17 protein-coding genes are annotated in these 24195 nt (G+C 71.9%); 10 read left to right on the top strand and 7 right to left on the bottom strand.

Annotated features, from left to right (window positions below; all coding sequences use genetic code 11):
• Positions 1–89 precede the first annotated feature (89 nt).
• A complete protein-coding gene (locus OEIGOIKO_RS33980; protein ID WP_003981600.1) occupies positions 90–998 on the bottom strand; it encodes a tRNA (adenine-N1)-methyltransferase in 909 nt (302 codons plus the stop codon).
• A gap of 166 nt (positions 999–1164) precedes the next feature.
• A complete protein-coding gene (locus OEIGOIKO_RS33975) occupies positions 1165–2475 on the bottom strand; it encodes a site-2 protease family protein (RefSeq protein WP_125057255.1) in 1311 nt (436 codons plus the stop codon).
• A 192-nt stretch (positions 2476–2667) separates the two neighbouring features.
• Here OEIGOIKO_RS33975 and OEIGOIKO_RS33965 point away from each other — a divergent pair, with 192 nt between their 5' ends.
• The gene (locus OEIGOIKO_RS33965; protein WP_371858991.1) at positions 2668–3897 is read left to right on the top strand and encodes a RecB family exonuclease; all 1230 of its coding nucleotides are present in this window, start codon (positions 2668–2670) and stop codon (positions 3895–3897) included.
• A 13-nt stretch (positions 3898–3910) separates the two neighbouring features.
• A complete protein-coding gene (locus tag OEIGOIKO_RS33960) occupies positions 3911–4582 on the top strand; it encodes a response regulator (protein ID WP_003981597.1) in 672 nt (223 codons plus the stop codon).
• Between the two features lie 179 nt (positions 4583–4761).
• Here the strand turns inward: OEIGOIKO_RS33960 and OEIGOIKO_RS33955 are convergent, their stop codons facing one another.
• From OEIGOIKO_RS33955 to metH, 4 genes are all read right to left on the bottom strand, one after another.
• Entirely contained in the window at positions 4762–6351 is a 1590-nt protein-coding gene (locus OEIGOIKO_RS33955; protein WP_125057253.1) for an ABC transporter substrate-binding protein, read from the bottom strand.
• 164 nt (positions 6352–6515) lie between these two features.
• The gene (locus tag OEIGOIKO_RS33950; protein WP_125057252.1) at positions 6516–8126 is read right to left on the bottom strand and encodes an ABC transporter substrate-binding protein; all 1611 of its coding nucleotides are present in this window, start codon (positions 8124–8126) and stop codon (positions 6516–6518) included.
• 374 nt (positions 8127–8500) lie between these two features.
• Positions 8501–9202, bottom strand: a complete 702-nt coding sequence (locus OEIGOIKO_RS33945; protein ID WP_125057251.1) for an HAD family hydrolase — start codon at positions 9200–9202, stop codon at positions 8501–8503.
• Positions 9203–9362: 160 nt separating this feature from the next.
• Positions 9363–12872, bottom strand: a complete 3510-nt coding sequence (metH, locus tag OEIGOIKO_RS33940) for a methionine synthase (RefSeq protein WP_125057250.1) — start codon at positions 12870–12872, stop codon at positions 9363–9365.
• A gap of 336 nt (positions 12873–13208) precedes the next feature.
• Here metH and OEIGOIKO_RS33935 point away from each other — a divergent pair, with 336 nt between their 5' ends.
• The 4 genes from OEIGOIKO_RS33935 to OEIGOIKO_RS33920 all read left to right on the top strand — a co-directional run bounded on the left by OEIGOIKO_RS33935 (position 13209) and on the right by OEIGOIKO_RS33920 (position 18192).
• Complete coding sequence (locus OEIGOIKO_RS33935) at positions 13209–13982, top strand: IclR family transcriptional regulator (RefSeq protein ID WP_030021479.1); 774 nt, start codon at positions 13209–13211, stop codon at positions 13980–13982.
• A 226-nt stretch (positions 13983–14208) separates the two neighbouring features.
• Entirely contained in the window at positions 14209–14997 is a 789-nt protein-coding gene (locus OEIGOIKO_RS33930; protein WP_125057249.1) for an MIP/aquaporin family protein, read from the top strand.
• A 40-nt stretch (positions 14998–15037) separates the two neighbouring features.
• Entirely contained in the window at positions 15038–16579 is a 1542-nt protein-coding gene (glpK, locus tag OEIGOIKO_RS33925; RefSeq protein ID WP_125057248.1) for a glycerol kinase GlpK, read from the top strand.
• A gap of 2 nt (positions 16580–16581) precedes the next feature.
• Complete coding sequence (locus OEIGOIKO_RS33920) at positions 16582–18192, top strand: glycerol-3-phosphate dehydrogenase/oxidase (protein WP_125057247.1); 1611 nt, start codon at positions 16582–16584, stop codon at positions 18190–18192.
• Between the two features lie 72 nt (positions 18193–18264).
• Here OEIGOIKO_RS33920 and OEIGOIKO_RS33915 read toward each other — a convergent pair whose 3' ends face one another.
• The gene (locus OEIGOIKO_RS33915) at positions 18265–19761 is read right to left on the bottom strand and encodes a GMC family oxidoreductase (RefSeq protein ID WP_170251939.1); all 1497 of its coding nucleotides are present in this window, start codon (positions 19759–19761) and stop codon (positions 18265–18267) included.
• Positions 19762–19969: 208 nt separating this feature from the next.
• Here OEIGOIKO_RS33915 and OEIGOIKO_RS33910 point away from each other — a divergent pair, with 208 nt between their 5' ends.
• The 4 genes from OEIGOIKO_RS33910 (at position 19970) to OEIGOIKO_RS33895 (ending at position 24184) form a co-directional block, all read left to right on the top strand.
• Positions 19970–20566, top strand: coding sequence for a 1,2-dihydroxy-3-keto-5-methylthiopentene dioxygenase (locus tag OEIGOIKO_RS33910; protein ID WP_125057245.1), 597 nt, complete (start codon positions 19970–19972; stop codon positions 20564–20566).
• Entirely contained in the window at positions 20563–21957 is a 1395-nt protein-coding gene (gene mtnC / locus OEIGOIKO_RS43620) for an acireductone synthase (protein ID WP_125057244.1), read from the top strand. Before OEIGOIKO_RS33910 ends, mtnC begins: the two co-directional genes overlap by 4 nt.
• A gap of 131 nt (positions 21958–22088) precedes the next feature.
• Positions 22089–22844, top strand: coding sequence for a nucleoside phosphorylase (locus OEIGOIKO_RS33900; protein WP_125057243.1), 756 nt, complete (start codon positions 22089–22091; stop codon positions 22842–22844).
• Positions 22841–24184: an amidohydrolase gene (locus OEIGOIKO_RS33895; protein ID WP_125057242.1), complete on the top strand. Its 1344-nt coding sequence runs from the start codon at positions 22841–22843 to the stop codon at positions 24182–24184. Before OEIGOIKO_RS33900 ends, OEIGOIKO_RS33895 begins: the two co-directional genes overlap by 4 nt.
• The last annotated feature ends 11 nt before the right edge of the window (positions 24185–24195 follow it).

The following is a 24195-nucleotide window of genomic DNA, read 5'->3' as shown; positions in this document are numbered from 1 at the left end:
CCGCGGGGCGGGAACTGGTCGGCGGCGCCGGACGGTTCGAGAGGGCGTGCGAGGCGGGCCGGCCGCGCTGCGCCGGGGCGTGCGCCGGGTCAGCCGCGCTCCGCGCCCCCGCTGGAGCTGCCGGGACCGGAGTAGTCCTCGCCGTACGCGCCCTTGGCCGGGCGACGGCGGCGCAGCGGCGGCTCGACGCCGTCCGCGAGGCGGCGGGCGGTCAGCAGGAAACCGGTGTGCCCGATCATGCGATGGTCGGGGCGGACGGCCAGGCCCTCGACGTGCCAGGTGCGGACCATGGTCTCCCAGGCCGACGGCTCGTTGAAGGTGCCGTGCTCCCGGATGGCCTCGACGGTACGGGCCAGCTGCGTCGTGGTGGCCACGTACGCGCACAGGATGCCGCCCGGGACGAGCGCCTTGGAGACGGCCTCCAGGCACTCCCAGGGGGCGAGCATGTCCAGGATGACCCGGTCGACGTCCGTGTCGGAGAGGTTGTCCTGGAGGTCACCGACGGTGAGCGTCCACGCCGGGTGCGGACCGCCGAAGTACCGCTCGACGTTCTGCGTGGCGATCTCGGCGAAGTCGGCGCGCCGCTCGTAGCTGTGCAGCATGCCCTGGTCGCCGATGGCGCGCAGCAGGAAGCTGCTGAGCGACCCGGAACCCACCCCCGCCTCGACGACGCGCGCGCCGGGGAAGATGTCGGCCATCGCCAGGATCTGCCCCGCGTCCTTGGGGTAGACCACGGCGGCACCGCGGGGCATGGACAGGACGTAGTCGGGGAGCAGCGGGCGCAGCGCGAGGTAGGCGACGTTCCCGGTGGTACGGACAACACTGCCCTCGGGAGCACCGATCAGCTCGTCGTGGGGGAAGGCTCCCTTGTGGGTGTGGAAGCTCTTGCCCTCTTCGAGCGTGAACGTGTAGTGGCGTCCCTTGGGATCGGTGAGCTGGACCTGGTCCCCGACCTTGAAGGGCCCGCGACGGCGGGCGGCACCGGTCGGTTCGGACATGTGACCAGCCTACCGGGCGTCAGGGGTGATCCTTACCAGGGTGGAGGGGGTGGGGGTGTGGGGTTGGGTTGTGGGGTGGGGTGTGGGGTGGGAAGCGTGGGGGCCGGGGAGCGGGGCCGGGGCACGGGGCCGGAGTGGGTGCGGGACGGGAAGCCTGCGGCCGGGGTCAGGACGGGCGGGCCATGGCGGCCACGAAGGCGCGTTCGACGTCGGCGGTGGACAGGACGCCGTAGATCTCGCCGGTCTCCTCGACCACCAGGTACTCGGTGGCGGGGGTGGCGCGCAGGTAGTCCAGCAGATCCTCGCCGGCCAGTTCGGCGGAGACCCGCATCCCGTCCTTGAGGTCCTGGGCGAGACCGCTGACGGCGACCCAGGGGCGGCGGTGTTCGGGGACGCCGACGATGGCGGTCTCGCGGACCACGGCGGTGGGCCGGCCCACCCGGTCCACGACGACCAGGGCGCGGGCACCCGCGTCGTTGGCGCGGCGCAGGGCCTCGGACAGCGGGGTGTCGGCCTCCACCGGGACGGCGCGCCGGGTGAGGGTACGGGCCTGGAGGTCCGGGAGGCGTTCACGCAGGCGGGCCATGCGCAGGCTGTTGCCCGCGCCGGTCCAGATGATCGCGGCGAGGATCGCGGCGAGCAGCGCGTCGGTGATCGAGTCGGCGCCGCCGAGGTCGGTGGGGGCGTTGCCCAGGGCGCCGGTGTGGGTGAGCAGCGGCAGGCCGATCAGGACGGAGATCGCGAGCGCGCGGCCGACCCAGGCGGCGGCGACGGTGCCGGTCATCGGCTTGCCGGTGATCTTCCACACGACGGCGCGGAGCATCCGGCCGCCGTCCAGCGGGAGGCCGGGCAGCAGGTTGAAGACGGCGACGATGAGGTTGGAGATCATCAGCCCGGCGAGCAGCACACCGGGTACGGTGCCGGGCTCGACCGCCTTCATCCCGCCGTAGAAGACACCCGCGAGGACCAGCGAGAGCAGCGGGCCGACGAAGGCCAGGACGAACTCGCGGCCGGGCGTCTCGGACTCCTTCTCGATCTCGGAGACGCCACCGAAGAACTGCAGCTGGATACGGCGTACGGGGAGCTTGAAGCGCAGCGCGGCGACGGTGTGCGCCAGCTCGTGGACGAGCACCGAGGCGTAGAAGGCGACGGCGAAGAAGAGCGAGACGAGGTAGCGGGCGGAGCCGAGCTCCGGCAGGATCCGTTCGAGCTGGCCGCCGAAGACCCAGGTGATCAGTGCGGCGACGACGAACCAGCTGGGGGCCACGTAGACCGGTACGCCGAAGGGGCGGCCCATGAGGATGCCGCCGCCGGTGCGCCTGCCCTGGCCGTCCTTGGCCGGGCGCTGCGCGGAGGGGCGGTTCCCGGACGGCCTCGTACGGCCGGTGGCGCGGGCCGGGTCGGACGGTCCGGGCGGGTCGGGCGGTCCGTGGTGCGCGGACTCCTCAGGGTCCTGCGGCTTCCCACTCTCGTCCACGGCGTCCCCTCGTCGGTTGCGGCCTTCGCTCCTGTCCGTCCAGGTGCTGTCCGGTACGGCATGTCGATCATGCAGGGCGAAGGGGTCTGGCGTCGATGGTATGCGGAGTGCTTCGCGACACCCCGCCTCGGTCTCCCATTGTGATCCCTCGGTCGCGGTGGCTGTCAGTGGCGGGCCGTAGGGTCGGGTGTCATGGGAACGAGCACCGAAGAGGCCGGGCCGGACGCCGCGGACGACGGACACAGTGGTCAGGGCGGCGGACAGGGCGGGACGGCCTGCGCGGCCCCGGCAGCCGGAGCGGACGGAGAGGCCATAGCGGGCGGAGAGGGCGGAGCGGACGGAGAAGCCGGAGCGCCCGGCGGGCCCGGGACAGCCGGTGAGCCCGGAGCGCCCGGCGACCCCGAGGCGGTCGGCGGGTCCGGCCGCGCTGTGACATCCGCCGCAGTCACCGCGCCTGTGCCCACGCCCGCGGCGTCGGCCGCGCCCGCAGCCGACGCCGAGCCGGTCACGGCCGCCGGCTCCCCCGCTCCCCTGCCTGTCTCTCCCCCGCCCGCCACCCCTCCCGTCTCGCTCTCCCCCTCACGGGCGGGCGACTTCATGCAGTGTCCGCTGCTGTACCGCTTCCGTGTGATCGACAAGCTTCCGGAGAAGCCGAGCCCCGCGGCGACGCGCGGCACGGTGGTGCACGCGGTGCTGGAGCGCCTCTTCGACGCTCCGGCGGCGCAGCGTACGGCGGGCGGTGCGCGCTCGATGGTGCCGGGCGAGTGGGAGAAGCTGCTGGCGAAGCGGCCGGAGCTGGCGGGGCTGTTCGAGGACGATCCGTCGGGCGAGCGGCTGGCGGCGTGGCTGGCGGACGCCGAGGCGCTGGTGGAGCGGTGGTTCACGCTGGAGGACCCCACGCGTCTGGAGCCCGCCGACCGCGAGCTGTATGTGGAGACGGTGCTGGACTCGGGGCTGCGGCTGCGCGGCTTCATCGACCGGGTGGACGTGGCGCCGACGGGCGAGGTGCGGCTCGTCGACTACAAGACCGGCAAGGCGCCCCGCCCGGAGTACGCCGACGGTCCGCTGTTCCAGATGAAGTTCTACGCGCTGGTGATGTGGCGGCTGCGCGGCCGGGTGCCGCGGCGGTTGCAGCTGGTGTACCTGGGCAGCGGCGACGTGCTGACGTACGACCCGACCGAGGCGGACCTGCGCGGCGTGGAGCGCAAGCTGCTGGCGCTGTGGGACGCCATCCAGCGGGCGACCGCGACCGGCGACTGGCGCCCGCGCCGTACGAAGCTGTGCGGCTGGTGCGACCACCAGGCGGTGTGCCCGGAATTCGGCGGTACTCCCCCGCCGTATCCGCTGCCGGTGCCCGGTCCGGCGCAGGCGCTCCCTGTGGCGGCTCCCGGGGAGGGGCAGGGCAGAATGGGCCTGGTCTAACGAAGGAGTTCCTGTGGCAATCCGCGTCCTGCTGGTCGACGACCAGCCGCTGCTGCGTACCGGTTTCCGGATGATCCTGGAGGCCGAGCAGGATCTCGCGGTCGTCGGCGAGGCCGGGGACGGTCTGCAGGCGCTGGAGCAGGTGCGGGCGCTGCAGCCCGACGTGGTGCTGATGGACATCCGGATGCCGCGGATGGACGGGGTCGAGGCGACCCGGCAGATCACCGGGCCCGCGAAGGACGGTCCGGCGAAGGTGCTGGTGCTGACCACCTTCGACCTGGACGAGTACGTGGTCGAGGCGCTGCGCGCGGGGGCCAGCGGCTTCCTGCTGAAGGACGCGCCGGCCCAGGAGCTGGTGCAGGCGATCCGGGTGGTGGCGGCGGGCGAGGCGATGCTCGCGCCGAGCATCACGCGCCGTCTGCTGGACAAGTACGCGGGTCATCTGCCGTCCGGTGAGGAACCGGTGCCGGACACGCTGCACACCCTCACCGAGCGGGAGGTGGAGGTGCTGAAGCTGGTGGCGCGCGGTCTGTCGAACGCGGAGATCGCCGCGGATCTGTTCGTGAGCGAGACGACGGTCAAGACGCACGTCGGGCACGTGCTGACGAAGCTGGGGCTGCGGGACCGGGTGCAGGCCGCGGTGTACGCGTACGAGAGCGGGCTGGTGCGCCCCGGCGCCCAGTAGCCCCGGCCCGCCGGCGTCCGCCCCGGCCGTGCCCGGCAGGCAGGCAGGCGTACGGGAGCAGACGTACGAGAACGGCCCGGCCCGCCCCGCTCCCGGAAGGAGCGGTGGCGGGCCGGGCCGTAGCTGTAGCTGTAGCCGTACGGGGCGGGCGGGCCGGACTCTTCGCCGCCCCTCTCCCGTCAGCCCTTCTTCAGCTCCCAGAAGCGGAAGACGGTGGTGGCGTCCAGCGTCCACTGGAGGCCGTCGACGTTCTGGCGGGCGACGGCGTACTGCTTGCCCTGCCACAGCGGTATGACCGGCAGGTCCTCGGCGACGATGTCCTGCACCTCACGGAAGGCGGTCTTGGTCGCCTGCCGGTCGGGCTGGCCGGCGGTGCCGGGCAGCAGCTTCGAGGTGATCCGCTTGGCGTCGTAGTTGTTGCGCAGGACGTTGTCCTTGCCGAAGAACGGCTGGGTGAAGTTGTCCGGGTCCGGGTAGTCGGGGACCCAGCCCTTGACGTAGGCGCCGTACTTCCCGGCTTCCACGCCCTGCTCGAACTCCTCGATGGGCACGCTCTTGACCTTGACGTCGAAGAGGCCGCTGGCGTTGAGCTGCTGGGCGATCTCCTGGAAGGCCGGGACGGTGCCGGGACCGTAGCGGACGGGGGTGGCCCAGAGGGTGAGCGGGACCTTCTTGTTGTTGTAGCCGGCGTCGTGCAGGGCGGCGAGGGCCTTGTCGGTCTGCGGCCGGTCGCCGTAGGTGGAGAAGAAGGCCGTGTTGTGGCCGGTGATGCCCGCGGGGACAATCGAGTACAGCGGTTCGGCGGTGCGCTTGTAGACGTCGCGGACGAGCGTGGAGCGGTCCAGCAGGTAGGCGACGGCCTTGCGGACGCCGAGCTTGCCGGCCACCGGGTCGCGCATGTTGAAGACCAGGTGCATGACCTCGGCGCTCTTGCCTTCGACGACCTGGATGCCGTGCGTCTGGCTGTCGGACGCCTGGTCCAGCGAGGCGATGTCCTTCATGGCCAGACCGCGGTAGGCGATGTCGATCGAACCGTCCTGGACCGCCTTCTTCAGCGTGTCCTGGCTGGTGAAGAACTTCATGGTCATGCCGGAGTTCTTGACCTTGGCGGGGCCCTTGTAGGAGCTGTTGACGCCGAAGACGGCCTCGGAGGAGGCGTCGTAGTCGTTGAGGGTGTAGACGCCGGAGCCGACGGCCTTGTTGTCGGTGCGCAGCTTGTCGGGCGCGTACTCACGGTGGTCGACGATGGAGCCGGCACCGGAGGCGATCTTCATGGGGAAGGTCGCGTCGGGCGTCTTGAGGCGGAAGACGACGGTCTGGTCGTCGGGGGCCTCGACCTTGTCCAGACCGGCGAACATCACGGCGGGACCGCGCTTGTCGTTGATCCGCTTGATCCGGTCGAACGAGAACTTGACGTCCTCGGCGGTGAGGCTGTTGCCGTTGCTGAACTTCAGGCCGTCCTTGAGGGTGCACTTGTAGACGGTGCTGCCGCCCTCGACGAAGCCGCAGGAGTCGGCGGCCTCGGGTTCGGGGCTGGTGCTGCCCTTGGGGAAGCTGAGCAACGACTGGAAGACGTTGTTGAACAGCAGCCAGGAGACCGGGTCGTAGCCGGCGGCGGGGTCGGTGGAGACGACCTTGTCGGTCATGCCCATCACCACGGGTTCCCCGGTCCCGCCGGCCGAGCCCTCGCCGGTTCCGCAGCCGCTGACCAGGGCGGCGACGAGCCCTGCCCCCAGCGGTGCGGCGAGCCACTGGTCGCGTTTCCTCACGTGCGTGTTCCTCACAGTCGTCCTGGCGGTTCAGCGGTGTGTCCGCGCCGGCGGGTGCCGGTGTCGGTGTGCCGGCAGGGTGCCGTCATCGGTTGTGGTGGTGCGCGCCGTCTCGGGGATGCGGCAGCCGGCCGGCGCGCGGTGGCGCCGGCCGGAGGTCGTCGTCAGTTGCTGCTCACGCCGCGGCCCAGTTCCCAGATCTGCAGGGCCGAGGAGGAGTTCAGGGCCCACTCGGCGCCGGTGATGTCGTCGCGGGAGGCGACGTACTGCTTGCCCTGCCACAGCGGGAGGACCGGTACCTCGTCCGCGATGATGTCCTGGGCCTGCTTGAAGCCCTCGGCGGCGGAGTTGCGGTCGGTCTGCTGGCGGGTGGTGGGGATCAGCTGGTTCTCGATCTTGTTGTTGCGGTACGGGGAGTTGAGGAAGTTCCCCTTGCCGATGAACGGCGCGATGTAGTTGTCCGCGTCGGGGAGGTCGGCGAACCAGCCCATGCCGTAGACGGCGTACTTGCCCTCGGACTGCTCCTTGCGGAACTGCGTCCAGTTGTCGATGCCCTTGATCTGGACGTCGAACAGGCCGCTCTTGTTGAGCTGGCTCTGGAGTTCCTTGAACTCGTCGGCGGTGCTGGAGCCGTAGTGGTTCGCGGTGTAGGTGAGGGTGAGCTTCACCGGGGTGTTGATGTGCGCCTGCTGGAGGATCCTGCGGGCGGCGGGGACGCTCGGGTTGCCGTACTTGGTGAAGAACGAGTTGATGTGGCCGGTGAGGCCCTTGGGCACCAGGGAGTACAGCGGGTCGCCGGCGTAGGAGTACACGTCGCGGACCAGCGCGGAGCGGTTGACCAGCTGGGCCATGGCCTGGCGGACGGCCTTGTCGGAGACCGACGGGTCGTCGGTGTTGAAGGCCAGGTAGCGGATCTCGGAGCCGGGTACGGCCGTCAGGGCGACGTGCTCGTCGCGGGCGTTCTCCAGGCCCTTGACCTGATCGGGGGTCAGGCTGCGGTTCATCAGGTCGATGTCGCCCTTGCGCAGCGCCTTCTCCATGCCGTCGGAGTCCTCGAAGAACTTCATCTCGACGGTGGAGTTCTTCGTCTCGATCCCGCCCTTGTAGTCGGGGTTCTTGGTGAAGACGGCCTTGCTGATGCGCTCTCCGCTGTGCTCGACCTGCACGGTGTACGGGCCGGAGCCGGACACCTCGAAGCCCTTGTAGAGGCCCTTGGCCGGATACACCTCGCTGTCGACGATGGCCGCCGCCGGGGTGGCGAGCTTCTGCGGGAAGGTGGCGTCCGGCTTCTTGAGGTGGAAGACCACCTCGGTCTCGCTGGGCGTCTCGACCTTGTCGACGTTGTCCACCAGGGAGATGGGGCCGCGGTCGTACTTGATGGCCAGCATCCGGTCGATGGAGAACTTCACGTCCTTGGACGTCAGGGCGTGCCCGTTGGAGAACTTCAGTCCGTCGCGGAGTTTGCAGCGGAACTGCTCGTTCTGGGTGTCCCGGAATCCGCAGGACTCGGCGGCCTCGGGCACCGGCGCGGTGCCGCTGCGGGGCAGCCGCATGAGCGTCTGCAGGGTTCCGCGCAGCACGTTCCACGCGTCGACGTCGTACGCCTGCGCGGGGTCGAGCGGGGCGGGCGCGTCCTTGGTGGCCTCCAGTTGGGCGGTGGTGCCGACCTTGATCGGCTTGCCGCCTTCGCCGGAGCCGTCCGAACTGCCGCAGGCGGCGAGCGTGGGGACGAGCAGACCGGCCAGGGCCGGCAGCACCAAGGTCTTGCGATTCATCGTCGGCAGGTTCCTTATCAGCGCAGAGGTGTTGCTCGCGTTGACATTAGTAGGAACTGCCAGGGCCTCCGGGACACAACAGAGTTGAACGGATATCACGCCCGGATAACGGATGCCCGGTGATCGATATCCGGACGGTGGAACGAACCGTACGCGCCTCCATCAATCCGGACACTTACCCCCAGGGAAACCAGGAGAAAGCCACCTTGGAACGACTGCGCGCCGCACTGTCGACGGGTCCGCGCGTGAGAAACGTCACTCCGCCATTGGGGGGATCGTCCGGTTGAATTCGGCCGCCGCATTCGTCACGGAAAATGAGCGGCCCGCTCCTTACAGTTTCTTCCGCTTTCAGCGGGACACGCTCAGTGCACACGTCACCGGCCGTCCGTGATGAGCGACCGGAGAAATGGGAGATCCACTTCTTCCAGCGATCCGACCACGGTGCGGCCCGCGCCGGGGCCGATCGGGGCCACCGACGGCACCGCGACGACCTGGCAGCCGGCCGCCTCCCCCGCCGTCACCCCGGTGACGGTGTCCTCCACCACGGCGCAGCGCCGGGGGTCCACGCCGAGCCGGGCGGCCGCGGTCAGGTAGGGGTCGGGGTGGGGTTTCGTACGGGGCAGGTCGTCGCCGGCCAGCGTCAGGCGGAAGTGCTCGGGACCCAGGGAGTACAGCATCCGGTCGATGACGGTGCGGTGCGAGGCGGAGACCAGGGCGGTGGGCACGCCGTGCGCGGACAGTTCGGCGAGCAGCCGGCGGGCGCCGGGCATCAGCGGCACGCCGCGGGCGATGCGCTCGGCGAACCGGGCGTTGAGCAGCACGCTCAGGTCGTCCAGGCCGATGTCGGCGCCGGTCACCTCGATCAGGTACGCGGCACTGCGCTTCATCGGCCCGCCGACGACGACCTGGCGGTGGTGGTCGTCCAGTACGTGGCCCAGTTCGGCGAAGACCTGGGCCTCCGCCTCCCACCAGAAGCCCTCGGTGTCGACGAGGGTGCCGTCCAGGTCGAGGAAGACGGCCTGCAGGGTGGCGCCGTCGGCCGTACGGGTTCCTACCGCGGGGATGCTGCTGGTCATCCGTGCACCTCCGTACTCGCGCGTCCCCGGAGGGACGAAAGGGCCGGCCGCTCTCCCGCGAGGAGAGAGCGGCCGGCCTCTACCGGACCGACCAGTGTACGTCTGTGCGGGGGGACGCGCGTGGCCCGCGGGGACTTCCGTGGCCCCGCCGGCCCCGGTGCTACCGCGCGTTGAAGTACTTCGCCTCCGGGTGGTGGATGACGATCGCGTCGGTGGACTGCTCCGGGTGCAGCTGGAACTCCTCGGAGAGCTGCACCCCGATCCGCTCCGGCCGCAGCAGGTCGGCGATCTTGGCGCGGTCCTCCAGGTCGGGGCAGGCTCCGTAGCCGAGCGAGAAGCGGGCGCCGCGGTACTTCAGCGCGAACATGTCCTCGACGTCCGCGGGGTCCTCACCGGCGAAGCCCAGCTCGGCGCGGACCCGGGCGTGCCAGTACTCGGCGAGGGCCTCGGCGAGCTGCACGGACAGGCCGTGCAGCTCCAGGTAGTCGCGGTAGGAGTCGGAGGCGAACAGCTCGGCGGTGGCCTCGCCGATCTTCGAGCCGACGGTGACGACCTGGAGGCCGACGACGTCCCGCTCGCCGGACTCCTCCGGGCGGAAGAAGTCCGCCAGGCACAGGCGCCGGCCGCGGCGCTGGCGCGGGAAGGTGAAGCGGGTGCGCTCGGTGCCGTCCTCGTTGAGCAGGATCAGGTCGTCGCCCTTGGAGTAGCAGGGGAAGTACCCGTGGACGACGGCGGCCTCCAGGAGGTTCTCGGTCTGGAGCTTGTCCAGCCAGCCGCGCAGCCGGGGCCGTCCCTCGGTCTCGGCCAGTTCCTCGTACGAGGGTCCGTCGCCCGCGCGGTTCTGCTTGAGGCCCCACTGCCCCTTGAACAGGGCGCCCTCGTCCAGCCAGGAGGCGTAGTCGGCGAGCTGGATGCCCTTGACGACGCGGGTGCCCCAGAAGGGCGGGGCGGGGACGGGGTTGTCGGTGGACACGTCGGAGCGGACGGTGCCCTCCTCCGGCTCCGGCTCCTTGATCTCGATGTCGCGCTTGGGGACGCGGCGCTGCTTGAGCTCGGGCAGGGTGGCGCCGGGCACGCCGCGCTTGACGGCGATCAGGGCGTCCATCAGGCGCAGGCCCTCGAAGGCGTCGCGGGCGTAGCGGACCTCGCCCTCGTAGATCTCGTGCAGGTCCTGTTCGACGTAGGCGCGGGTCAGGGCGGCGCCGCCGAGGATGACGGGGAAGTCGGCGGCCATCTTGCGCTGGTTGAGCTCCTCCAGGTTCTCCTTCATGATCACCGTGGATTTGACCAGCAGTCCGGACATGCCGATGACGTCTGCGCGGTGTTCCTCGGCGGCTTCCAGGATGGCCGAAACCGGCTGCTTGATGCCGAGGTTGACGACGTTGTAGCCGTTGTTGGACAGGATGATGTCGACCAGGTTCTTGCCGATGTCGTGCACGTCGCCGCGGACGGTCGCCAGGACGATGGTGCCCTTGCCCTCGGAGTCGGACTTCTCCATGTGCGGCTCCAGGTAGGCCACCGCGGTCTTCATGACCTCGGCGGACTGGAGCACGAACGGCAGCTGCATCTGGCCGGAGCCGAACAGCTCGCCGACCACCTTCATGCCTTCGAGCAGGGTGTCGTTGACGATGTCCAGGGCCGGGCGTTCGGCGAGCGCCGCGTCCAGGTCGGCGTCCAGGCCGTTCTTCTCGCCGTCGATGATGCGGCGCCGCAGCCGCTCCTCCAGGGGCAGCGCGAGCAGTTCCTCGGCCTTGCCGGCCTTCAGCGACTTGGCGGTGGCGCCCTCGAACAGCTCCAGGAGCTTCTGGAGCGGGTCGTAGCCCTCCTCGCGCCGGTCGTAGATCAGGTCGAGGGCGACCTTGACCTGCTCCTCCTCCAGGCGCGCGATCGGCAGGATCTTGGAGGCGTGCACGATCGCCGAGTCCAGTCCGGCCTTGACGCACTCGTCGAGGAAGACGGAGTTGAGCACGATACGGGCGGCCGGGTTGAGGCCGAAGGAGATGTTGGACAGGCCCAGCGTGGTCTGCACGTCGGGGCGACGCCGCTTCAGCTCGCGGATCGCCTCGATGGTGTTGACGCCGTCCTTGCGGGACTCCTCCTGACCGGTGCAGATGGTGAAGGTCAGGCAGTCGATGAGGATGTCCGACTCGCGGATGCCCCAGTTTGACGTCAGGTCCTCGATGATGCGCTCGGCGATGGCGACCTTGTTCTCGACGGTACGGGCCTGGCCCTCCTCGTCGATGGTCAGCGCCATCAGCGCGGCACCGTGCTCCCGGGCCAGCGCGGCCACCCGGGCGAACCGCGACTCGGGGCCGTCGCCGTCCTCGTAGTTGACGGAGTTGATGACCGCGCGGCCGCCCAGCTTCTCCAGGCCCGCCTGGATCACCGGGACCTCGGTGGAGTCCAGCACGATGGGCAGGGTGGAGGCGGTGGCGAAGCGGCCGGCCAGCTCCCGCATGTCGGCGACGCCGTCCCGGCCGACGTAGTCCACGCACAGGTCGAGCAGGTGGGCGCCCTCGCGGATCTGGTCGCGGGCCATCTCCACGCAGTCGTCCCAGCGGCCCTCCAGCATGGCCTCGCGGAACTTCTTGGAGCCGTTGGCGTTGGTGCGCTCGCCGATCGCCAGGTACGAGGTGTCCTGGCGGAACGGGACGGTCTGGTAGAGGGAGGCGGCGCCGGGCTCGGGGCGCGGGCTGCGCTCGGTGGGGGCCAGGCCCCGTACCCGCTCGACGACCTGGCGCAGGTGCTCCGGCGTCGTACCGCAGCAGCCGCCGACGAGCGAGAGCCCGTACTCGGCGACGAAGGTCTCCTGGGCGTCGGCCAGCTCGCCCGGGGACAGCGGGTAGTGGGCGCCGTCCTTGCCGAGGACGGGCAGTCCGGCGTTGGGCATGCAGGACAGCGGGACGCGGGCGTTGCGCGCGAGGTAGCGCAGGTGCTCGCTCATCTCGGCGGGGCCGGTGGCGCAGTTCAGGCCGATCATGTCGATGCCGAGCGGCTCCAGCGCGGTCAGCGCGGCGCCGATCTCCGAGCCGAGCAGCATGGTGCCGGTGGTCTCGACGGTCACCGAGCAGATCACCGGCAGGTCGGTGCCGGTGGCCGCCAGGGCGCGGCGGGCGCCGAGGACGGCGGCCTTGGTCTGGAGGAGGTCCTGGGTGGTCTCGACGAGCAGCGCGTCGGCGCCGCCGGCGATCATGCCTTCGGCGTTCTGCTGATAGGCGTCGCGCAGGGTGGCGTAGTCGACGTGCCCGAGGGTGGGCAGCTTGGTGCCGGGGCCCATGGAGCCGAGCACCCAGCGCTGCTGCCCGGTCGAGGCGGTGAACGCGTCGGCGGCCTCGCGGGCGATGCGGGCGCCCGACTCGGACAGTTCGAAGACCCGTTCGGGGATGTCGTACTCGGCGAGCGCGGCGTAGTTGGCACCGAAGGTGTTGGTCTCGACGCAGTCGACACCGACCGCGAAGTACTCCTCGTGGACCGAACGGACGATGTCCGGACGGGTGATGTTCAGGATCTCGTTGCAGCCCTCCAGCTGCTGGAAGTCCTCCATCGACGGGTCCTGTGCCTGGAGCATCGTGCCCATCGCCCCGTCGGCCACCACCACGCGGGAGGCGAGGGCCTCGCGCAGTGCCGTGGTGCGGGATGTGCTGGTGGACGATGGCGTGTACGAGGCCATGGAGGTGCTCCCCTGGTTGCGACGGCTGTCGGCTTTGCGTCTTCCGGTAGAAGGCGCACCCGGTCAGGGTAGCGGGCGTGGCTGCCGGTGGCCCGGGTGTCCCAGGGCTTGGACTCCCGCAAGTCGTACGGGGACCTCGGCGGCGGCCGGGCACCTCGGGAGCCGGGCGGGAGGCGGCGCCGGACCCGGTCAAGATCATTGACAGGGGTCGGTCGACTGCCACAGGGTCGGCATTCACCGATATCGTTCAGCATTGCCGAACCGCTCCCCCGGGCCGGTCGCGCGCCGTACACCGCACCATGTCACCCGCTTCACCGCTTCACCGGAGGTTGCCCGATGGCACGGAACATCCAGTCACTGGAACGTGCCGCCGCGATGCTGCGGCTGCTGGCCGGCGGCGAGCGGCGGCTGGGCCTCTCCGACATCTCCTCCGCGCTGGGCCTGGCCAAGGGAACCGCGCACGGCATCCTGCGCACGCTCCAGCAGGAGGGCTTCGTCGAGCAGGACCCGGCGTCCGGCCGCTACCAGCTGGGCGCCGAGCTGCTGCGCCTCGGCAACAGCTACCTGGACGTGCACGAGCTGCGCGCCCGCGCGCTCGTGTGGACGGACGACCTGGCGCGCTCCAGCGGCGAGAGCGTCTACCTGGGGGTGCTGCACCAGCAGGGCGTGCTGATCGTGCACCACGTCTTCCGGCCCGACGACAGCCGCCAGGTGCTGGAGGTCGGCGCGATGCACCCGCTGCACAGCACGGCGCTGGGCAAGGTGCTGACGGCGTACGACCCGGTGGCGCACAGCGAGGCGGCGGAGGCCGAGCGGCAGGCGTTCACGCCGCGCACGGTGACCGCGCTGGAGGACCTGGAGGGTGTGCTGGACCTCACCCGGGCGCGCGGCTGGGCGGCCGACGTGGAGGAGACCTGGGAGGGCGTGGCCTCGGTGGCGGCGCCCATCCACGACCGGCGGCGGATGCCGGTGGGCGCGGTCGGTGTGACCGGTGCGGTGGAGCGGGTCTGCCGGGACGGCGAGCCGGGTGAGCTGCGGCCGGAAATCGTCGCCGCCGTGCGGGATTGCGCCCGTGCCGTCTCCCGGGACCTGGGCGCAGGGCGATTCTGACCCTTCCAGTCCCATATGTTCACCTAAGTTTTCAGTCACAGAACCCTTGACGGGGTGCTACGTGTGAAGAAAACTGCCGTTCGTCGGTCGGCATTGTCGAACACCAAACGACAATATTGGTTATGGTGGACAGTGCCGGAGGCCGACCAACGCCCTCTCGGAGGGCGCGGACCTCGGAGGGACCCGGGGTCCGCCTTCCCCTGGACGAAGGACAAAGGAGTCGCGGGTGTCCAGCTCCGACATCTTCATCAGCGAGACCATCGGTACCGCTGTTCTGATCCTGCTGGGCGGTGGCGTCTGCGCCGCCGTCACGCTGAAGCGCTCGAAGGCATTCGAAGCGGGATGGGTGGCCATCGCCTTCGGGTGGGGTTTCGCCGTACTGACCGGCGCGTACATCGCGACGAAGTCCGGCGCGCACCTCAACCCGGCGGTCACCGTGGGACTGGCGATCAAGGGCGGTACACCGTGGGGCGACCTGCCGGTGTACTTCGCCGGGCAGCTGCTCGGCGCCATGATCGGCGCGGTGCTCGTGTGGCTCGCGTACTACGGCCACTTCAAGGCCCATCTGAGCGACCCGGAGATCGTGGGCGAGCAGAGCGGGCAGGAAGGCATGGTCGACAGGGCGGCGGCCCCCAAGGCCGGCCCGGTTCTCGGCGTCTTCTCCACCGGACCCGAGATCCGCAACGTGGTGCAGAACCTGACCACCGAGGTCATCGCCACCATCGTGCTCGTGCTGGCGATCCTCACGCAGGGCCTCAGTGACGACGGCAAGGGCGTCGGCGTCATCGGTGCGCTGCTGACCGCGTTCGTGGTCGTCGGCATCGGTCTGTCGCTGGGCGGCCCGACCGGCTACGCGATCAACCCGGTTCGCGACCTCGGTCCGCGTATCGTCCACTCGCTGCTTCCGCTGCCGAACAAGGGCGGGTCGGACTGGGGCTACGCGTGGATCCCGGTCGCCGGTCCGCTGATCGGCGGCGCGATCGCCGGTGGTATCTACAACCTCGCGTTCGCCTGAGCCGCGCCGCCCGACCGAAGATTTTTGGAGCACAGACACCATGAGCGACAACCACAGCACCGCCTCCCACGGGCACGGCCCGTTCATTGCGGCCATCGACCAGGGCACCACGTCCAGCCGCTGCATCGTGTTCGACAAGGACGGCCGGATCGTCTCGGTCGACCAGAAGGAGCACGAACAGATCTTCCCCAAGCCGGGGTGGGTCGAGCACGACGCCAAGGAGATCTGGGAGAACGTCCAGCAGGTCGTGGCCGGTGCCGTCGACAAGGCCGGCATCACCGCCAAGGACGTCAAGGCGATCGGCATCACCAATCAGCGCGAGACCACGCTGATGTGGGACAAGAACACCGGCGAGCCGGTCCACAACGCCATCGTCTGGCAGGACACCCGCACCGACGCGCTCTGCCGCGAGCTGGGCCGCAACGTCGGCAAGGACCGCTTCCGCCGCGAGACCGGCCTGCCGCTGGCCTCGTACTTCGCCGCCCCGAAGATCCGCTGGCTGCTGGACAACGTCGAGGGCCTGCGCGAGCGCGCCGAGGCCGGCGACATCCTCTTCGGCACCATGGACTCCTGGGTCATCTGGAACCTGACCGGCGGCGCCCAGGGCGGCGTGCACGTCACCGACGTCACCAACGCCTCGCGCACCCTGCTGATGAACCTGCGCCGGCTGGAGTGGGACGAGAAGATCCTGCACTCCATCGACATCCCGGCCGCGGTGCTGCCGGAGATCCGCTCGTCGGCCGAGGTGTACGGCACCGCCGCCGCGGGCGCGCTGGCCGGCGTGCCGGTCGCCTCGGCACTGGGCGACCAGCAGGCCGCGCTGTTCGGCCAGACCTGCTACGACAAGGGCGAGGCCAAGTCCACGTACGGCACCGGCACCTTCATGCTGATGAACACCGGTGACGAGCCCGTCAACTCCTACAACGGGCTGCTGACCACGGTCGGCTACCGCATCGGCGACGAGCCGCCGGTGTACGCCCTGGAGGGCTCGATCGCCGTCACCGGTTCGCTGGTGCAGTGGATGCGCGACCAGATGGGCCTGATCAACTCGGCCGCCGAGATCGAGACGCTGGCGTCCACCGTCGAGGACAACGGCGGCGCGTACTTCGTCCCGGCCTTCTCCGGCCTGTTCGCCCCCTACTGGCGCTCCGACGCGCGCGGCGTGATCGCGGGCCTGACCCGCTACGTCACCAAGGCGCACATCGCCCGCGCCGTCCTTGAGGCCACCGCCTGGCAGACCCGCGAAATCACCGACGCCATGACCAAGGACTCCGGCGTCGACCTGACCTCGCTGAAGGTCGACGGCGGGATGACCTCCAACAACCTGCTGATGCAGACCATCTCGGACTTCCTGGACGCCCCCGTGGTGCGCCCGATGGTGGCCGAGACGACCTGCCTCGGCGCCGCCTACGCCGCCGGACTGGCCGTCGGCTTCTGGCCGGACACCGACGCGCTGCGCGCCAACTGGCGCCGGGCCGCCGAGTGGACCCCCCGCATGGACGCGGAGACCCGCGACCGCGAGTACAAGAGCTGGCTCAAGGCCGTCGAGCGGACCATGGGCTGGATCGAGGACGAGGAGTAATCATGAGCACCCTGCAGAGCGTCCCGGCCCTCGGGACGCACCCGGCCGACGGTTCGACCCAGAGCCGCGCCGAGACCCGGGAGCAGCTTTCCAAGGCGACGTACGACCTCCTGGTGATCGGCGGCGGCATCCTGGGCATCTCCACCGCCTGGCACGCCGCGCAGTCGGGGCTGCGGGTTGCGCTGGTGGACGCCGGCGACTTCGCCGGCGCCACCTCCTCCGCCTCCTCCAAGCTGCTCCACGGCGGCCTGCGCTACCTGCAGACCGGCGCGGTCAAGCTGGTGGCGGAGAACCACTTCGAGCGCCGTGCGGTCTCGCGTGAGGTGGCCCCCCACCTCGCCAACCCGCTGACCTTCTACCTGCCGGTCTACAAGGGCGGCCCGCACGGCGCGGCCAAGCTCGGCGCGGGCGTCTTCGCCTACTCCGCGCTGTCCGCCTTCGGTGACGGTGTCGGTCACGTCATCAGCCCGTCCAAGGCCCAGCGCGACGTGCCGGAGCTGCGGACGGACAACCTCAAGGCCGTCGCGGTGTACGGCGACGACCAGATGAACGACGCCCGGATGGCCCTGATGACGGTCCGCGCGGCCGTCGAGGCCGGCGCCACCGTCCTCAACCACGCCGAGGTCACCGGCCTGCGCTTCACCCAGGGCCGGGTCACCGGTGCCGAGCTGAAGGACGGCACCGACGGCACCGAGTTCGGTGTCAACGCGCGCCTGGTCCTGAACGCGACCGGCCCGTGGGTCGACCACCTGCGCAAGATGGAGAACCCGAACGCGGCGCCCTCCATCCGCCTGTCCAAGGGCGCGCACCTGGTCCTCAAGCGCACCTCCCCCTGGAAGGCCGCGCTGGCCACCCCGATCGACAAGTACCGCATCACCTTCGCCCTCCCCTGGGAGGACATGCTGCTGCTCGGTACGACCGACGAGGAGTTCGAGGGCGACCCGGCGGACGTCCGCGTCACCGAGAAGGACACCGCGCAGATCCTGGACGAGGCGGCGTTCTCCGTCCGCGACCAGCAGCTCTCGCGTGACCTGATCACGTACTCCTTCGCGGGTCTGCGGGTGCTGCCGGGCGGCCCCGGCGACACCTCCAAGGCCAAGCGCGAGACCGTCGTCACCGAGGGTGCGGGCGGCATGCTCTCCGTCGCGGGCGGCAAGTGGACCACCTTCCGCCACATCGGCCGTACGGTCATGAACAAGCTGGCGGCGCTGCCCGGCCAGCCGCTGGCCGAGGACATGGAGCCGATCGCACACCTGCCGAAGAAGCTGCCGCTGCCGGGTATCGCCAACCCCAACGCGGTCGCCCACCGGCTGCTGGTCGACGGCTCGGCCCCCGGCCCGCGCATGGCGCCGGAGACCGCCCGCCACCTGGCCACCCACTACGGTTCGCTGTCCTTCGACATCGCGCGGCTGGCCAACGAGGACGCGGCCCTGGCCGAGCGCATCCACCCGGACGCGCCGGAGATCTGGGCCCAGGTCGTCTACGCCCGGGACCACGAGTGGGCGGAGACCGTCGACGACGTGCTGCGCCGCCGCACCACGCTGACCATCCGCGGCCTGGACACGGAGGACGTCCGCGCCCGGACCAAGTCGATACTGGAGCAGCGCGGCTGACCCGCTGCGTCCCCTGTCGTCCTGAGGGCGGCTCCCTGGTGGGGAGCCGCCCTTCGGCGTACCGGAAGCGCCTCAGAGCCCGTGCGCGCAGTGCTCGGCGATCGCCATGGCGGTGAGGTTGGTGTTGGCGGCGGGCAGCGTCGGCATCACGGACGCGTCGACGACGTGCAGGGCGTCGACTCCGTGCACGGCGCCGGTGGCGGAGACCACCGCGCCGGGGTCCGCTGCCGGGCCCATCCGGCAGGTCCCGGCAGCGTGCTGGTAGCCGCTGACGGTCTGCCGCAACGCTTCCGCCAGCTGCGCGTCGGTGGTGACGGCGGGGCCCGGCGCGCGCTCCTCGCGGAGCAGGCCGGACAGGGGCGCGGTACGGGCGAGGGAGCGGGCCAGCCGCATGCCCGTCACCATGCGGCGGGTGTCCTCCGGGTCGCGCAGGAAGCCGACGTCGATGCGCGGGGCGTCGCGGGGGTCGGCACAGCGGAGCCGGAGCCGGCCGCAGGAGGAGGGACGCAGCAGGGCCACCCAGAAGGTGAGCACCGTCGTCCCGTCCTCGTCCGTCTCGGGGCCCGAGGGGAAGACCTGGAGGTCGGGCGGTCCGTCGCCGCCGCTGAGGTCGCAGGTCAGAAAGGTTTGCAGCACCGGATCGCGCGGTCCGGGCGGCGGGGCGCCGGTGGCGTACCTGAGGGTGACGGCGGGGTGGTCGCGCAGGTTCTCCCCCACGCCGGGCAGGTCGGCCGTCACGGGGATGCCGAGGCCGTGCAGGTGGTCCGCCGGGCCGATGCCGGAGCGCAGGAGGATGGGCGGGCTGCCGTAGGCGCCTGCGGCGAGCACCACCCGGTGGGCGGGCAGCACCGTACGGGCCGGGTCGGCCAACTGGACGCCCACCGCCCGGCCGTCGCGCAGGACGACCCGGTCGACGAGGACGTCGCCTCGCACGGTGAGGTTGCTCCGGTCGCGTGCCCGGGCGAGGTAGGTGAGGGCGGTGCTCTGCCGGACGCCGCCGATCCGGTTGACCGGGACCGGGCCGACGCCGCGGGCGCCGGGGGCGTTGTGGTCGGCGACGGGCGGGTGGCCGAGGGCGGTGCAGGCGTGGTGGAAGGCGCGCTGCCACCGGTTCGTCTCGTCCGTGCCGTACCGCCGCACGGGGACCGGGCCGTCCGTGCCGTGCCAGGGCGGCCCGGCGTCCAGGTCGCGTTCGACGCGGCGCAGGCTGGGCAGGAAGTCCGCGAACGACCAGCCGTCGTTGCCCTGGGCGGCCCAGGCGTCGTAGTCCCGCGGGTGCCCGCGCAGGGCGATCGCGGAGTTGATCGCCGAGGAGCCGCCGACGAGCTTGCCGCGGGGCAGCGCGACGGTGCGGCCGAGGGCGCCGGGCTCGCTCACGTACCCCCAGTCGTGGCTGTGCGTGGCGGCCGGGCTGGTGGCCACGTCGTCGGGCAGGCCGTCGGGCGAGCTGCCGTGATCGGGCCCCGCCTCCAGCAGCAGTACGGACCGTCCGGGGTCCTCGGTGAGCCGGTCGGCCAGTACGCCGCCGGCCGAGCCCGCGCCGACGACGATCACATCCCAAGCGTCCATGACCTGCGCTCTTCGCCTCCCGCCGGTTTCGTCCGCACGCTTCCGGCTCCCTGAGGTACCCGCCGGGCGGAGATCGCACACGTACCGGCGGGGCCGCGCCCGGCTCCGGTTGCGGACGCCCGCACTAGCATCGCCGGACAGGGGCCCGGCCGCTCCCGCGGCCCGTGTCCCGTGTTTCTCCAGCCCGTCACCGACCTTGGAGATCCTCATGACCTTGCTGACCACCTGGCCGGAGAGCGGCCCGGAGACCGTGCTGCGGCGCACGGCCGAGCCCGCGGAGATCGCCGCGGCGCTGGCGCCGATCGGGGTGCGGTACGAGCAGTGGCCGGTGCGTCCGGACGTGGCGCCGGACGCGGAGCCCGCGGCCGTCCTCGCGGCGTACCGGGCGGAGATCGCCACGCTGACCGCCGAGGAGGGGTTCGTGACGGTGGACGCGGTGTCCCTGCATCCCGGTGACGACCCGGCGTGGCCCGGCAAGGCGAAGGCGGCGCGGGAGAAGTTCCTGGCCGAGCACACCCACGAGGACGACGACGAGGTGCGGTTCTTCGTCGCCGGGTCCGGGGTGTTCTACCTGCACGTGGGCGGCGAGGTGCACGCCGTGCTGTGCGAGGAGGGCGATCTGCTGGGCGTGCCCCGGGGCACCGCCCACTGGTTCGACATGGGCACCCGCCCGTCCTTCACGGCCCTGCGCTTCTTCCACGAGGAGGACGGCTGGATCGGCACGTTCACGGGCGACGACATCGCGCTGCGGTTCCCGGACTTCGACACGCTCACGGCCGGCCGGGCGGAACGGGGCGCGGCGTGACCCGGACGTTCGACGTGGACCATGTGGTGCTGGACATCGAGGGCACCACGAGCGCGACGGGTTTCGTCGTCGGCGAGCTGTACCCGTACGCCCGCAAGCGGTTCGGGCGGCTGCTGACCGAGCGGGCCGCCGAGCCCGAGGTTCGGCGGGCCGTCGGGCAGATACGGGAGATGCTGGACGAGCCGGCCGCCGACGCGGCCCGGATGGAGCGGGCGCTCGGCGCGTGGCTGGACGAGGACCGCAAGGCCACGCCCCTGAAGACCCTCCAGGGCATCGTGTGGGCGGAGGGCTTCGCGAGCGGGGAGCTGGTCTCGCACTTCTACCCGGACGTGCTGCCCCGGCTGCGGGAGTGGCACGCGGCGGGGGTACGGCTGCACGTGTACTCGTCGGGGTCGGTGGCGGCGCAGCGGGCGTGGTTCGGGCACAGCCCGGAGGGCGATCTGCGGCCGCTGGCCGGGGAGTTCTACGACACGGAGAACGCCGGGCCCAAGCTGGTGGCCGCGTCGTACGAGGCGATCACCGCGGACCTGGGGGCCGCGCCGGGGCGGGTGCTGTTCCTGTCCGACCGGCCCGGGGAGCTGGACGCGGCGCGGGCCGCCGGGTGGCGGACGGCCGGGGTGCGGCGGCCGGGTGAGCCGTACTACGAGAGCGGGGTGGGCCATCATCCCGAGGTGGCCTCTTTCGCGGAACTGGAGATCCGTACGGGAGGTGGGGCCCGCACGCCGGCCGGGGCCGGGACAGCGGCACCGCCGGACGTACCGGCCGTCGGCGCCGACGAGGTGCGGCGGGCCGGGGCCCGGCTGGCCGCCGAGGCCGCGCGGTTCGCCGGGTTCGGCTGGATGCGCGGCACGTCCGGCAACCTGTCGGTCGTGCTGGCCCGCGATCCGTTGCGGCTCGCGGTGACCGCGAGCGGGCGGGACAAGGGCGAGCTGACCGAGGACGACGTGGTGCTGGTCGACGGCCGGGGCGCCGCCGTCGAGGGGGCGGCGGGCACGTCGGCCGGGGCCGGGAAGCCGTCCGCCGAGGCCGGACTGCACGCGCGCGTGGTGCGGCTGACCGGGGCGGGCGCGGTCGTGCACGTCCACACGGTCGCCGCCGTGGCGATGGGACGGCGGCGGCCCGGCGGCATCGTCTTCCGGGACCTGGAGATGCTCAAGGGGCTCGGCCTGCCCGCCGAAGGGACGGCGGTGCGGCTGCCGGTCGTCGCCAACAGCCAGGACATGGACGTGCTCGGGGACCGGCTGGAGGAGGCCAGGGAACCGCGGATGCCGGCCGTGGTCGTCGCGGGACACGGTCTGTACGTGTGGGGAGCGAACCTGCTCCAGGCCCGGCACCACGCCGAAGTCGTGCAGTGGCTGCTGGAGTTGGAGGTGGCGTCGGGGCGGGGATGAGCCGGCCGGGGCGGCCGGCGGGACCACGTTGCGGGTGTGCCGGGGCGGGCCCGTAGGTTGGGGGGCGACCGCCGTCCCGTCCGCATTGTCCCGTGTCCCGGGCCGTGCGCCCGAGCCCTTGGAGCCGACCCGTGTCCCCAGAGTTGTCCCCCCTCGCCCGCCTGCCGCGCGGCGGGTTGCCGCCGCATGCCGTCGTGGTCGGCGACCCGGCCCGTGCCGCCGCCGTCGCCGAGCTGCTCGATGACGCCGTGGAGATCGCCTGCCACCGGGAGTACCGGACGTTCACCGGCACCTGGCAGGGCCTGCCGGTGGTGGTCGCCTCGCACGGGGTCGGCGCGCCCGGCGCGGTGCTGCTGTTCCAGGAACTGGCCGACGCGGGCGTACGGACCTTCGTACGCCTCGGTACGGCGGGCGCGGTCCGGCCGGGGATCGGCGACGGCGACCTGGTGATCGCCGAGGCGGCCGTACGGGACGACGGGGTGACGCAGCAGCTGGTGCCGCCGGAGTACCCGGCCGTGGCCGCGCCGGAGGCGGTGCTGGCGCTCGCCGGGGCGGCGGCGCGGGCCGGGGCGCCGTACCACCGGGGGGTGGTGTGGACCCGGGCGGCGTTCCAGCCGGGGCTGCTGCCGCTGCCGGTGGCGGCGTACACCGCGGCGGGCGTGGCGGCGATCGAGATGGAGGTGTCCGCGCTGCTGGTGACCGCCGGGCTGCGCGGGCTGACGGCCGGCGCGGTCCTGGTGATCGACGGGGTGAACGCGGACGAGCTGGTCGACGAGGCGGCCACCGGTGGGTACGACCCGCACCGGGACGCCGTCGCCGAGGGCGTGGCGCGCGGCTGCGTCGTCGCGCTGGACGCCCTGCGGACGCTGGCGGAGGAGGCCCGGTGAGCGCGGTACGGAACACGCGGGCGGCCGGGGGCGCCCCGGCGGCGGCCGATCTGCTGGTGCACGGCGGTACGGTGCTCACCGTCGACGCGGCGGGCACGGTGCTGGCCGACGGCGCGGTGGCCGTACGGAACGGGGAGATCGTCGCGGTGGGCGCGGCGGCCGGGCTGCGCGCCTCGTACCGCGCCGCGCAGGAGATCGACGCCACCGGCTGCCTGGTCCTCCCCGGCCTCGTCAACACCCACACCCACCTGGCGATGACGCTGCTGCGCGGCCACGCCGACGACCTGGACCTCCAGGGCTTCCTGGGCCGGGTGGTGCCGCGGGAGAACGCGCTGCTGTCCCCGGAGGCGGTGACCGCGGGCCTGCGGCTGGCCGTCGCGGAGAGCGTGCGGGGCGGGGTGACCACCGCCCTGGACATGTACTGGTTCCACGAGGCGGCCGAACGCACGGCGCGGGACGCCGGCTGGCGGCTGCTGTCCGGCCCGACGTTCATGGACGTGCCCGGCCCGCCCGACCGGATGCCGTACGGGGACCGGATGGCGTGGGCGCGCGGGTACCTCGACGGCCGTGCCCCCTCCCCCGGCACCCGCCCGGTGGTCTTCGCGCACAGCGCCTACCTCCTGGACGCCGCGCAGCTCACGGACATCGCGGCGCTGGCCAGGGAACACGGCGCGCTGCTGCACCTGCACGCCGCGGAGAACGCCAACGAGGTGGCGACGGTGCGCGAGCGGCACGGCAAGCGCCCCGTCGAACTGCTGGATTCCCTGGGGCTGCTGGGCCCAGACACGCTGCTCGCGCACGCCGTCGAGCTGACCGACACCGAGATCGCCGCGCTGGCCGCGACCGGTACGGGCGTCGCGCACTGCCCGGTCTCCAACCTCAAGCTGGGCAGCGGCATCGCCCCGGTACCGGAGCTGCTGCGGCAGGGCGTACGGGTCGGGCTCGGCACGGACGGCGCGGTCAGCTCCAATTCCCTGGACATGGTGGGCGCGTTGGGGATGGCGGCGCTGGTGCACAAGGCGGGCGGCGACCCCACGGCGGTCGGCGCCGAGCAGGCCGTACGCATGGCGACGATCGAAGGGGCACGGGCCCTGGGGCTGGGCGGGCAGCTCGGCTCGCTGGAGGTGGGCAAGCGCGCGGACCTGGCGGTGCTCGATCTCGGCGGTACGCACCTGGCGCCCCGGCACGACCCGTGGTCGACGCTGGCGTACTCGGCGCGGGCCGGTGACGTGCGGGACACGGTCGTCGACGGCCGGGTGCTGATGCGCGACCGGCGGCTGACGACGCTGGACGAGGCGGCCGCGGCGGCCGAGGCGGAGGCGCTCGTCCGGGCTGTTTGAGCGCGCCGGTG

It is taken from the genome of Streptomyces paromomycinus (genome assembly GCF_003865155.1).
Classification (GTDB): domain Bacteria; phylum Actinomycetota; class Actinomycetes; order Streptomycetales; family Streptomycetaceae; genus Streptomyces; species Streptomyces chrestomyceticus.
This window is presented reverse-complemented; position numbering and strand designations above follow the sequence as displayed.

Excerpts from the sequence above, each read along its gene's own strand:
- OEIGOIKO_RS33980 (WP_003981600.1), bottom strand. The coding sequence starts at position 998 with ATGTCCGAACCGACCGGTGCCGCCCGCCGTCGCGGGCCCTTCAAGGTC.
- OEIGOIKO_RS33965 (WP_371858991.1), top strand. The coding sequence starts at position 2,668 with ATGGGAACGAGCACCGAAGAGGCCGGGCCGGACGCCGCGGACGACGGA.
- OEIGOIKO_RS33950 (WP_125057252.1), bottom strand. The coding sequence starts at position 8,126 with ATGAATCGCAAGACCTTGGTGCTGCCGGCCCTGGCCGGTCTGCTCGTC.
- OEIGOIKO_RS33945 (WP_125057251.1), bottom strand. The coding sequence starts at position 9,202 with ATGACCAGCAGCATCCCCGCGGTAGGAACCCGTACGGCCGACGGCGCC.
- metH (WP_125057250.1), bottom strand. The coding sequence starts at position 12,872 with ATGGCCTCGTACACGCCATCGTCCACCAGCACATCCCGCACCACGGCA.
- OEIGOIKO_RS33935 (WP_030021479.1), top strand. The coding sequence starts at position 13,209 with ATGGCACGGAACATCCAGTCACTGGAACGTGCCGCCGCGATGCTGCGG.
- glpK (WP_125057248.1), top strand. The coding sequence starts at position 15,038 with ATGAGCGACAACCACAGCACCGCCTCCCACGGGCACGGCCCGTTCATT.
- OEIGOIKO_RS33920 (WP_125057247.1), top strand. The coding sequence starts at position 16,582 with ATGAGCACCCTGCAGAGCGTCCCGGCCCTCGGGACGCACCCGGCCGAC.
- OEIGOIKO_RS33915 (WP_170251939.1), bottom strand. The coding sequence starts at position 19,761 with ATGGACGCTTGGGATGTGATCGTCGTCGGCGCGGGCTCGGCCGGCGGC.
- OEIGOIKO_RS33910 (WP_125057245.1), top strand. The coding sequence starts at position 19,970 with ATGACCTTGCTGACCACCTGGCCGGAGAGCGGCCCGGAGACCGTGCTG.